Consider the following 10,176-nt stretch of genomic DNA (forward strand, 5'->3'; position numbering starts at 1 on the left):
ATGATATTAGCTACAAGCACACTTGGAACTATTCTGATAACAGTAATTGCGTTTTTAATACTGTTGTTATTGTTGGTGGCACTTTTGCTGTTCACCAAAGAAAAACTTTCCCCGTCAGGACCTGTGACCATTACAATAAATGGAGAAAGAGAAATTGAAGTGGGATCCGGAAATTCCTTATTGACAACTTTAAGTAGTCAGAAAATATTTCTACCCTCGGCCTGTGGTGGAGGTGGGACCTGTATTCAATGTGAATGCCATGTCCTTTCTGGAGGAGGGGAAGCCTTACCTACAGAAACGCCACATTTCTCTAGAAAGGAATTAAGTGAGGGGATGCGTTTGTCTTGTCAGGTAAAGGTAAAGCAGAATATGGTGATTACCATTCCTGAAGAGGTCTTTGGAATTAAGAAATGGGATGCAGTGGTTGTCCGTAATTATAACGTGGCTTCGTTTATTAAGGAATTTGTAGTAGAGATTCCGGAAGATATGGGTTATAAGGCCGGAGGATACATCCAGATTGAGATTCCTCAATGTGAGATCAAATTTTCTGAGATGGATATTACCGCGCATCCGGAAGAGCATGACACTCCAGATAAGTTTCAGGCAGAATGGGATAAATTTAATCTGTGGCCTTTAGTGATGAAGAACGCAGAAACGGTAGAAAGAGCCTATTCAATGGCCTCCTATCCTGCAGAAGGAAAAGAGATTATGTTGAACGTTCGTATTGCCACCCCGCCATGGGATAGGGCTAAGAACGGTTGGATGGATGTAAACCCAGGAATTGCATCATCTTATATCTTTAATTTGAAGAAAGGCGATAAGTGTGTTATTTCAGGACCTTACGGCGAATTCTTTATCAATGAGTCGGAGTCTGAGATGTTATATGTTGGTGGTGGTGCCGGGATGGCCCCAATGCGTTCGCATTTGTATCACCTCTTCAATACCCTGAAAACCAACAGAAAGGTTACTTATTGGTATGGTGGTAGGTCTAAACGTGAGTTGTTCTATCTAGACCATTTCTATAGTTTAGAGAAAGAATTCCCGAACTTTAAATTTTACTTGGCACTTTCTGAGCCTTTACCAGAAGATAACTGGAAAGTAAAGGAAAACATAGATGCGCCAGGTGACGGTTTTGTTGGATTTATACACAATTGTGTTATTGAAAACTATCTAGATCATCACGAATCTCCAGAAGATATTGAACTTTATTTCTGTGGACCTCCTTTGATGAACAAGGCGGTACAAAAAATGGGTGAAGATTTTGGTATCCCGGATGAGCATATTAGATTTGATGATTTTGGTGGATAAACCGAGGTTGATTTTAATCTAAGTTATTTAATAGACCTGTCCTGTTTCCAAAACAAGACAGGTCTATTTTTTTTTGTATTATATTTTTACTTTACTATTTTAAGAATGAGCAAAGAATTAACCAGTCAGGAATTGCATAATCTAGCGATGAATATTGTTGGGAAAGAACTGGAGGCCCAAGGCTACGAATTTATGGGGATCAACAGCAAACCTAAAAAGAACCCACAGTTTGTATGCTTAAAGGATAAGAAATTACATTTTATTGTAGTGCGGAATGTTCCCTATCCATTGGATCCTAAAGCGTATGATGAGGAATTCATGCAAAAGATGAAAGATCACGCGCAGAAACACGAAGCAGAAGCCTATTATGCAGGAGTAGGGCTGTATAACGCAGTGGATAGAAGCTTTCCTATTTATTTAAATGAAGATTATATATTGGAGTATGAAGGACTTGTTAAGATTTAATTACTCGCAATTAGTAGTCCTTTTGCTTTTCGCATTGGTTTTCGGATGTGGAGAAAAGAATGACAAATGGATTAAGAATGTCAATGTAGGTGAGGCGTTAGGTACTTCCTATAGCATTATCTATTTGTCGGAAAATGAATTAGACTATCAACCAGAGATAGATTCTATTTTTAAGGGCATTAACCAGTCTATGTCCACTTATATTCCTAACTCCGATATCTCTAGAATAAACCGAGGAGATTCTACTGTGGTTGTAGATCATATGTTTAGGGACGTGTTTCAGTTATCTAACGAGATATACAATGCCACTCAGGGCTATTTTGACCCTACTGTGGGGATTTTGGTCAACGCATGGGGATTTGGTCCCGGAAAGGAGTTGGAGATGAACAAAGGGCGCGTGGATAGTCTTTTGCAGTATGTTGGTTTTAATAAAGTAAAGATCACCCCAGATAATAGAATAATAAAATCGGATCCCAATATCTATTTCGATTTTAATGCCATTGCCAAAGGATACTCGGTAGATCGAATTGGGGTCTTCTTAGATGCTAAAGGAATTGGGGATTACTTAATTGAAGTAGGGGGAGAGCTTGTGGCAAAAGGTGAAAATAAGATCAAGGAAAAACGGTGGGTAGTAGCTATAGATGATCCGCAAATGGATGGGGAAAGGACCTCAAAACGGACCGTTAACCTGAAAGATAATGCAATGGCGTCTTCTGGTAACTACAGGAAATTTAAGATAGACCCAGAAACAGGAGCCAAATATGTACATACCATAGATCCCTTAACCGGATTTACCAAAACTTCCAATATTCTTGCCGTAACAGTGGTGGCTAATGACTGTGCCACTGCGGATGCCTATGCTACCGCTTTCATGGCGATGGACTTGGGGCACTCTCAAGAAATCCTAAATTCAAATTTAATTTTGGAGGGGTATATTATATATCTGGATGATGCCGGTAACGTAATGGAATATATGACGGATGGATTTAAAATGATATTGCTACAATAGCTATTTGGACACCAAGGGAATTAGTTCTCCAGGGGCTAAGCGATACCGGTCTACTTCTTCAGGAGATAATTTTGTATTGGTGTAATCCACTTCCGTAACCTTAAATCCAATTTTCCGGAGTTTTTCAAAATAGTCCCTACCATAAATACGAACGTGGTCGTATTGACCGAATATTTTTGCTCTTTCCTTTTTATCGGTTATACTATTGTCCTCAAAAGTATTGGGCCTGTTTAAATCCTGTGGAATCTGAAAAACACCCCAACCCCCGGGTTTCAGGATTCGGAACAGCTCTTGCATGGCTTTGGTGTCATCTGGGATATGCTCTAACACATGATTACAGAATATTACATCGTAGGTATTGTCTTGGAAGGGTAGCTCGCAAATGTCCGCGGTAACGTCGGCCAAGGGAGAATTTAAATCGGTAGTAGTGTAATCCAAATTTTCCAGTGCCCCGAAGCGTTTATAAAATGCTTGTTCTGGAGCGAAATGTAAAACTTTAAGTCGCTTTTTAAAGAAATTTGTCTCGTTTTGTAGGTATAACCACAACAATCTATGTCGCTCTAAAGATAAGGTAGAGGGGGACAGTACATTTTCCCGAGGACGCTCATAACCATAAGGAAGGAATTGTTTAAACGTTTTACCATCTATAGGGTCAGTGTAACGATCACCTCGCATAGTAAATGCTAATATAGGCCTGGCAACATAGCTCAATTTTATAAGCAGTGGCCTTGGGATGGTGTTAAGAACTAGTTTAAATATATTTTTCAATGCCATAACTGCTATTTGGATGCGCTAATAAAAAGGTGTGGAGCATTTGTGTTGTGCACCGATATATAGGGTATACGTTAATTAGCTGTAAACGGATTTGCATGATCCGCAATAAACTGTTTTAAAATTAAAAACCCCCCTTTTTAATTAAAAGGGAGGTTAGTGTTTGTTATAGTACCAATTCCTTTTGCCGGAATTCATTCTCTTCATCACTGGTAATGCCTAAGGCTTCATATATATAGGCAAAGGTAGATAGTATTTCAGGTTTGCCATTTACAATGGCTACATTGTGCTCAAAATGGGCACTTGGCTTACCATCTTTGGTCAATATGGTCCACCCGTCATTTAATTGGTTGATATGACGTGTTCCCAAATTGGTCATTGGTTCTATGGCCACCACCATTCCCTCTATAAATTTCTTGCCCCTACCGCGTTTTCCATAATTGGGCATTTCTGGGTCTTCGTGCATTTTACGACCTAAACCGTGGCCAACTAATTCCCGTACTACACCATACCCGTGGTCTTCAGTGAATTTTTGAATTGCAAATCCTACATCGCCCACACGATTGCCGACCTTAAACTCTCTAATTCCTATATAAAGTGATTCTTTCGTTACCTCCAATAGTTTTTTCACTTCCGTGGAAACTTCGCCCACTGCAAAGGTATAGGCATGATCTCCATAAAAATCATTTTTTAATACTCCACAATCGATCGATATAATATCCCCTTCTAGTAAGGGAGTATCGTTCGGGATTCCATGAACCACCTGTGCGTTCGGACTCATACACAGTGAATTTGGAAAATCGTATAAACCAAGAAATCCTGGTACTCCCCCATGATCTCGAATAAAAGCTTCTGCCAATTTATCCAATTGCAAGGTCGTTACTCCAGGTTTCACTTCGCTGGCCAGCATTCCTAAGGTCTTGCTAACGATTAATGCACTTTCGCGCATTAATTCTATCTGTTCTGGTGTTTTAGTTATAATCATAGTCTACAAAGGTAAAACAATACATTTAAAACTGGGAATACGTCTTATTAGATTTTATACTTCCCTAATAATTTCTATCTATACCAAGCTTTTTCCTGTCATGGCTTTTGGCTGGGGTATATTTAATAGGGTTAAGATGGTAGGTGCGATATCACCCAGTACCCCATCCTTAATATTTTTTAATTCCTTGTCCACTAAAATTAAGGGAACAGGGTTGGTAGTATGTGCGGTATTGGGGCTGCCATCTGGGTTCATCATGGTTTCACAATTTCCATGATCTGCAATTACCAAAGTGGTGTACCCATTTTTTAGTCCGGCTGAAATAACCGAATTGGCACAACTATCCACCGTTTCACAGGCCTTAATAGCCGCTTGCATGTCTCCTGTATGGCCTACCATATCTGGATTAGCAAAATTTAGACATACAAAGTCTACCTCCCCCTTTTCCAACTCTGGAATTATGGCGTCCCGTATTTCATAGGCGCTCATTTCCGGTTTTAAATCGTAGGTGGCCACTTTTGGCGAAGGACAAAGAATTCTTCGTTCGCCATCAAAAGGAATCTCCCTACCGCCATTGAAAAAGAAGGTAACATGTGGGTATTTTTCGGTTTCTGCGATACGAATCTGTGTCTTATGGGCATTGGCCAAGGTTTCTCCCAAAGTCTCTTCAATGTTGTCCTTGTCGTATATTACTTTTACCCCGGTATAGGAGTCGTCATAATTGGTCATGGTTACATAGTAAAGATCAAGTTTGTGCATATTGTGTTCGTGCATGTCTACCTGACTCAATACTTGGGTTAATTCCCGACCTCGATCAGTCCTAAAGTTGAAAAATATGACTACGTCTCCATTTTTTATGGTAGAAAGTGGAACTTCATGTTCATCGGTAATCAACAAGGGTTTTAAGAATTCGTCGGTTATTCCTGCTTCATAACTATTTAATACGGATGCTTCTATGTCCTGTGTCTTTGTACCTGTCCCATTCACTAAAAGATCGTAAGCCATTTTTACTCGCTCCCATCTTTTATCGCGGTCCATGGCATAATAGCGCCCTATAACACTAGCTAATTTCGCATTTTTATCGGCGCAGTATTCATTTAAATCAGTTAAGTATCCAATGCCGCTTTTAGGGTCTACGTCCCTGCCGTCAGTAAATGCGTGAATAAAGCTATTCTTAATATCGTAGCTTTCGCAGGCATCTATAAGGCCCCTTAAATGGGAAGTGTGACTATGTACACCTCCATCGCTCAACAACCCTAAAAAATGTACTGGTTTATTGTTGGTTTTGGCGTGTAATAGCGCCTCTTTTAAAGTGGGTTCGTCCTTTAGAGTGTCCTGTTCTATAGCAAGGTTAATTTTTGCCAGATCCTGATAAACAATTCTTCCGGCACCTAAATTCATATGCCCTACCTCACTGTTTCCCATCTGCCCTTCAGGCAAGCCTACATTCATACCGTCAGTCAATAAATTGGCATTGGCATATTGGGTGTAAAGGGAATCTATAAATGGAGTATTGGCATTTTCTATTGCAGATACTTTGGGGTCAGGGGATTTTCCCCAGCCATCCAAAATCATGAGGATTACTTTTTTGTTCATAATGTTATTGTTGTAGATGTCAAAAATAAAACTATTGCCTATGGATTGCTAAGATTTGCAAGAGGAATTTTAAAAAATTCTCATTCCATTTAAAGGATGATTAGAATAAAACTCTGGAGGCCCATACTGTTAAAGTTATGTTATTTAACAGCTAATCATGAAACAAAACAGGAATTAGTGGGTCTGTTAAGTACAATCAAAAATTCATTAATTAAATCTTATTCATCATGAGAAAAACAATTTTAATCGTTGCCATTGGATTTTTATCCATGGCTTCTGGCTTTAGTGCCGAAAAATTAATTGACAATAATATGGCAGAAAAGGCCCTATTTATGAAAGACGCTCGCGTATTAAATTCTTTTTGCAAGGCAATTGTAAAAGGGGATATCGAAACTGTAAAGCGATTAATAGAATTGGGGGAGGATGTAAATGAAAAATCCTTGGGAAAAACTCCAGTAATTTTTGCCGCGCGTTACAATAAGGCTGACATTTTATCGCTATTGTTGGATAATGGTGCAGATCTTACCATAAGATGTGACAGTGGTTTCACTCCAAAAAGGCATGCAGAACTTTCCCATGCCAATGAGGCATTGGCAGTGATCAATGCCTACCTCAGTAAATAGTTGACCCCTGATTTAAAAATCAAAAACCTATCGAGCTAAACTCGATAGGTTTGTAATATTGTTTTCTACCATAGTGTTCAGGTCTAGGAGAAGGACCGATTTACTTTTTTTAAAAATCAAATCCAGTAAAGACCCTATACAAAAAAGCATAAAGTGTCATAGACAGCATTACCAAACAAAAAACGGAATATATCTTTAAAAGAAAAACGACAATTTCCGGTTTGCAATTTTCAAATGCTTCTAAGTAAATGTGTTTAAAATGTAATAGTGTTGCCATATAGTCTTGTTTAGATTAATAGTAATCAAAGCTATAAGGGCTAAATTGGCTGAGGTATAAAGATTGGGATATGGCAAGATACTAAAATATCCTGTAATTCAGTGATTTAGACGCTATTTTAACGTTAAGGGGTACTTTGGTGTTTCTTTATGGCCTCTTTAATTTTTTCGATTCTGTTATCGGGGTCGGGATGGGTACTTTGAAATTCGGGTACTCTGTTTGGTCCAGCGGCGGCCTTTAATATTTCCATTACCCGTATCATTTCCTGCGGGTTATAACCAGATCGAAGCATAAATAATACGCCTAGATCATCGCTTTCCAATTCGTCTTCCCTGCCATTTGTCAACAAGGTGTTCTGTCCGATACTGCCAACTATATCACCTGCATCCGCGCCTACAGTAGCCCCTACGGACACTGTTTTCCAGAAGTTGCCCTCTGCTATTCTTTCAGCGGAATGTCTGCCTATTACATGTCCGATCTCATGTCCTAATACCCCGGCCAATTGGGCCTCATTCAATTGGGAAAAGAGCGCATAGGTTACAAACACTTGTCCGCCTGGAAGTGCAAAGGCATTGATGGTCTGTGTGTCTGCCAATAAATGAAATTCATAGTTGTAAGGGGTTTCTCTTGCAATGCTGTTGTTCACCAACTTGTTGCCTATCTGGTCTACTAGGGCTTGAAGTTTTTCATCAGGATAGAGTCCGCCATACTGCTGTGCTATTTCCGGGGCGCTCTGTAGGCCTATGGCAATTTCCTGCTCCGTACTCATATTGATATTCTGGACCCTTCCAGTATATGGATTTTCTTCCTTATTTGTGCAGCGTTGTACATAGGCAAAGGCCACAATGGCCAAGCCAATAAAAATCCTGATTTTCCAATTGCCCCTTCTCATTGAAGTAATATGTATATACTCTGCTGGGAAGAATTCCCCAACCTCCACCTAATGTTAGTAGAACAATGTACAAAAAAATGGGTTACAATAATTCAGGATTAATATCTAAAATATTGTTTTGTATATAGCCCTTAAGAAAACCAGCGGTAAAGTTTTCCTTGCCTATAATATCTTCCTGCATAATCTGTTTAAAAATATTCTTTCTCCTAAATTCCTTTAACATAGGTTTGGAGATAGGAGCGTAGCTGTAATGCCAGGGTTCGTATTTAAACCCCTTCCTCCTCGGGTTATTGGTATACACCAAATAAAAATCGTAGGTATTGGCATTTTCGTCCATCCATTGCTTAAAAAGCTCAAATGGTCCACCTGTTTCAAATTTGTCGGGATCTAATACACTGCCGGTAATTGTTCGGTAGCCATCAATAATGTCTACATCTGTTCCCCAATGGTGCCTGCTGGTCCCTGGAATGGTAGAGTATTCTATGATCTTTTCTATAGCGGCCAATTTTGACATGCCGCTTTTTTCAGTGTTTTGTATGTATTTGCGTTCCCATATCGCATCTTGGCGATAGAAACTCCTGTAACTGGAAACAATTTTTAAATCGATGCCGTCACTATAAGCCGCTTTTTTCATTTCCACGAAGGCGTCATGCGCAGCCTTTTTTAGATTGATGTCCTTCCCGAACAGTTCTATGTCTTTTTTCCCCATCAATTCATCCAGGCTATATTCAGGGTCTTGCGATAGGGTAATACCGGGCAAGATTGATAATGCCAAACTGGTATAACCGCTTTTTTTAATAAAGGATCTTCGTTGCATAGAGCGATATTAATTTCATGATAGATTTCGTTAATCCAGCTAACTTAAGAACAATGCAAAGTCATGTTTATTGCCTTACAAGTGCAGAATTAGATGCCAACTACAGCTAATAGCGTAAAGTTACCCAATTTTATCAAAATGGGGATCTAGGTGGATCATCGGTGTGTTAATGGTTACTCTAAATTACCTCCGAGCGCATTGGTTTGGGGATAATTAGTGGCAAGAAAATTTTTATTTTTTCTTGGCCCGTGCTAGGTACAGATAGCCTTGATGTTTTATTTTAAGGTCGTTTAGGGTGATGATATAAAAATACACTCCAGAATCTAGACCCGATTTTCTATTGATAACCATCTTCCGGTTTGAAAGGCCTTCAAATTCATTGTTATAATTTTCTTTATAATAGACCAATACACCATATCGATTAAAGATTTGTAAAAGGTTTCTCGGAGATTTGTTGATCCCTTCCAGAACTAGGTAGTCATTTATTCCGTCGCCGTTCGGGGATAAATAATAATTGCCGAGTTCCACAGTAGACAGCGTTTCGTTCATATCATTTATGCCACCAATGGTGATGGCTTCATAATCGTTAGGAATAAAGATTTCCGAACTGATATAGCCCTTGGATAGTTCCCCTTTAAAATCGGAATTCCCTAGATTTATCCACTGTTTTTCTTTTTTGCTCCAACCTACCACGGTTAGGTCGCTTAGATGTTCGCTTAATACATTAATATCGCTCCATGCGTCCCAGCTTAGAGAGGCCATTACAGGCATGTCTCCCTCCAATTTCCAAAACTCCTTGGTACTGACCCCCATAACATTTTTGTCCCTTTTTTCGGTATCGAATTTTTGGGTAACTGTGGAGGGAATATTCGGATTCTCATAAAAATAGGCACATATGGACAAGGAGATTATATCGCTCGAGGTGACGGTCAAAGGCCGTAGGCGGTCATCATCCCCAACAGGGAAGGTAAAGGTAGCCTTGTTTATCGCGGAGGCGTATCCGTCAATTTTAGTATTGTTTCCTTCGCCCACATAAAAGGCCTGCTCCGAAAACCGAACTGCAATATCACTTCTATTTTTTGGGGTATACATATTCCCTAGGATAAAATTGAGATTGTTGTTCACTCCCACAGCCGTCTGTAGGTAGAGGCCATCGGTTATGGCCACTTCCGTATCATAAAAAACAGGGGCAAAGGCCCCGGAAACCGTAATAGGATTATTTTCATTATAGAACCCTACCAATCCTAAGTTCTGATCAAAGGTTCCGTCGTTAATAACATCTATATGAAAACCCACCATAGCAGTCTCATGAATCTGGAGGTTACCATAGTTGTGGACTGCATTTTGACAATGTGCATGGCATGCGCCTGCAAAGATGAGTAAACTAACTATGTGTCTTACTGTGTTCATATTATATTGAACTTGGTTTAATA

General features: G+C 39.5%; 11 protein-coding genes. 4 read left to right on the forward strand and 7 right to left on the reverse strand.

The annotated features are described in order from the left end of the window. The 3 genes from nqrF (at nt 1) to KCTC52924_RS10765 (ending at nt 2,782) form a co-directional block, all read left to right on the forward strand. Nucleotides 1-1,308 (forward strand): NADH:ubiquinone reductase (Na(+)-transporting) subunit F, encoded by a 1,308-nt coding sequence (nqrF, locus tag KCTC52924_RS10755; RefSeq protein WP_251808227.1) that lies wholly within the window; start codon nt 1-3, stop codon nt 1,306-1,308. A gap of 105 nt (nt 1,309-1,413) precedes the next feature. After that, on the forward strand, nt 1,414-1,773 hold the full coding sequence (locus KCTC52924_RS10760; RefSeq protein ID WP_251808228.1) for a Na(+)-translocating NADH-quinone reductase subunit F: 360 nt from the start codon (nt 1,414-1,416) through the stop codon (nt 1,771-1,773). Further along, entirely contained in the window at nt 1,751-2,782 is a 1,032-nt protein-coding gene (locus KCTC52924_RS10765) for an FAD:protein FMN transferase (protein WP_251808229.1), read from the forward strand. The genes KCTC52924_RS10760 and KCTC52924_RS10765 overlap by 23 nt, the downstream gene beginning before the upstream one ends. Here KCTC52924_RS10765 and KCTC52924_RS10770 read toward each other — a convergent pair whose 3' ends face one another. The 3 genes from KCTC52924_RS10770 to gpmI all read right to left on the reverse strand — a co-directional run bounded on the left by KCTC52924_RS10770 (nt 2,783) and on the right by gpmI (nt 6,134). Next, nucleotides 2,783-3,550 carry a class I SAM-dependent methyltransferase gene (locus KCTC52924_RS10770; RefSeq protein ID WP_251808241.1) on the reverse strand — a complete coding sequence of 256 codons (768 nt, stop codon included), beginning with the start codon at nt 3,548-3,550 and terminating at the stop codon, nt 2,783-2,785. 169 nt (nt 3,551-3,719) lie between these two features. Further along, entirely contained in the window at nt 3,720-4,538 is an 819-nt protein-coding gene (map, locus tag KCTC52924_RS10775; RefSeq protein WP_251808230.1) for a type I methionyl aminopeptidase, read from the reverse strand. 78 nt (nt 4,539-4,616) lie between these two features. Continuing rightward, a complete protein-coding gene (gene gpmI, locus KCTC52924_RS10780; RefSeq protein ID WP_251808231.1) occupies nt 4,617-6,134 on the reverse strand; it encodes a 2,3-bisphosphoglycerate-independent phosphoglycerate mutase in 1,518 nt (505 codons plus the stop codon). 227 nt (nt 6,135-6,361) lie between these two features. Here gpmI and KCTC52924_RS10785 point away from each other — a divergent pair, with 227 nt between their 5' ends. Further along, nucleotides 6,362-6,757: an ankyrin repeat domain-containing protein gene (locus KCTC52924_RS10785; protein WP_251808232.1), complete on the forward strand. Its 396-nt coding sequence runs from the start codon at nt 6,362-6,364 to the stop codon at nt 6,755-6,757. A gap of 109 nt (nt 6,758-6,866) precedes the next feature. On the opposite strand, the gene KCTC52924_RS10790 is transcribed toward KCTC52924_RS10785, so the two are convergent. The 4 genes from KCTC52924_RS10790 to KCTC52924_RS10805 all read right to left on the reverse strand — a co-directional run bounded on the left by KCTC52924_RS10790 (nt 6,867) and on the right by KCTC52924_RS10805 (nt 10,153). Next, a complete protein-coding gene (locus KCTC52924_RS10790) occupies nt 6,867-7,034 on the reverse strand; it encodes a DUF6747 family protein (RefSeq protein WP_353057502.1) in 168 nt (55 codons plus the stop codon). A gap of 124 nt (nt 7,035-7,158) precedes the next feature. Continuing rightward, nucleotides 7,159-7,926 (reverse strand): M48 family metalloprotease, encoded by a 768-nt coding sequence (locus KCTC52924_RS10795; RefSeq protein ID WP_251808233.1) that lies wholly within the window; start codon nt 7,924-7,926, stop codon nt 7,159-7,161. 82 nt (nt 7,927-8,008) lie between these two features. Continuing rightward, nucleotides 8,009-8,743 carry a M15 family metallopeptidase gene (locus KCTC52924_RS10800; protein ID WP_251808234.1) on the reverse strand — a complete coding sequence of 245 codons (735 nt, stop codon included), beginning with the start codon at nt 8,741-8,743 and terminating at the stop codon, nt 8,009-8,011. 231 nt (nt 8,744-8,974) lie between these two features. Continuing rightward, the gene (locus KCTC52924_RS10805; RefSeq protein WP_251808235.1) at nt 8,975-10,153 is read right to left on the reverse strand and encodes a gliding motility-associated C-terminal domain-containing protein; all 1,179 of its coding nucleotides are present in this window, start codon (nt 10,151-10,153) and stop codon (nt 8,975-8,977) included. Between the last annotated feature and the right edge of the window lie 23 nt (nt 10,154-10,176).

Origin of the sequence: Arenibacter antarcticus, from assembly GCF_041320605.1 — a bacterium.
GTDB classification, from domain to species: domain Bacteria; phylum Bacteroidota; class Bacteroidia; order Flavobacteriales; family Flavobacteriaceae; genus Arenibacter; species Arenibacter antarcticus.